The organism is Bradyrhizobium sp. P5_C11_2 (assembly GCF_054049755.1).
Map to the genome: position 1 here is coordinate 1 of NZ_JBFULT010001065.1, position 1,127 is coordinate 1,127.

Here is a 1,127-nt window from a genome sequence, read left to right on the forward strand (position 1 = left end):
GGCGCCAGGATCTGGCGCCGCTGGTCGAGCGCACCATCGAACGCCTGCACGCAGAGGGAGCACGCGCCTATGCGAGCCAGGTCGCGCGCCACGGCTGGCGCTCCCTGCGCGCACCCGACGAGAGTYCACGCAGGTTCTGGGCCGTCGCAATCGGCGTCATCCTCGAAGGCTATGCCATGGGCCGTTCGCCTGACGAGCTCCGCGCCGAGATGCTCCGCGTGCTCGGCGAGCAGGCGAAATCCGCGGGCGACGCCGCGCGCCTGCGCCTCGTCGACGACCGCGACCCATCAACCACTTCGGATCGGGAGAGTTAGGCCATGACCGCACTTCGCATGCGTGCCCGCGATTTCCTGACCGAGGACCAGCTCGTCGACGTGCGCCGGCGCGTCACCTGGAAAGGCGCCGCGTTGATCGCGCATGCCTGGGCGCTGATCATCGGCGCGATCGCGCTGGTCGCGTGGTGGCCCAATCCGCTGACTTATCTGCTCGCGGTCGGCATCGTCGGCTCGCGCCAGCTCGGGCTTGCGATCCTCATGCATGATGGCGCGCATGGGTGCCTGTCGGCCGACGAGAAGACCAACCTGATGCTGAGCCAGTGGTTCTGCGCCTATCCGATCTTCGCGGAGACACGCGCCTATCGCCGCTATCACTTGCAGCATCATGCGCGCACCCAGCAGGAGGATGATCCCGACCTCGTGCTGTCGGCGCCGTTTCCGATCACCAAGCTGAGCTACCGCCGCAAGTTCATTCGCGACATCACCGGGCAGACCGGCTACCAGCAGCGCAAGGCGCAACTGCTCAATGCTTTCGGTCCGAAGGACTGGCCGTGGCGGCAGCGTGCCGCGCATTTCTGGGAGAAGCTCGGTCCGCAATGCGTCTTCAACGCCATCATGTTGGCAGCGCTCGCGGCGGCCGGTGTGTGGTGGGCCTATCCGCTGCTATGGCTGGTGCCGTTGCTGACCTGGATGATGGTCATAACCCGCATCCGCAACATCGCCGAACACGCCGTCGTCCCCGATAGCCACGATCCCCTGCGCAATACCCGCACGACGCATGCCAATTTTCTCGAGCGCCTGTTCATCGCGCCGTATTACGTGAACTATCACCTCGAGCATCATCTGCTGTTC

General features: G+C 65.5%; 2 protein-coding genes. Both read left to right on the forward strand.

All coding sequences use genetic code 11. The annotated features are described in order from the left end of the window. On the forward strand, positions 1-314 hold a 314-nt coding region (locus ACXJL8_RS41685), incomplete at its 5' end, for a TetR/AcrR family transcriptional regulator C-terminal domain-containing protein (protein WP_456687105.1). Positions 315-317: 3 nt separating this feature from the next. Further along, the coding region (locus tag ACXJL8_RS41690) for a fatty acid desaturase family protein (RefSeq protein WP_456687106.1) at positions 318-1,127 on the forward strand (810 nt) is incomplete at its 3' end.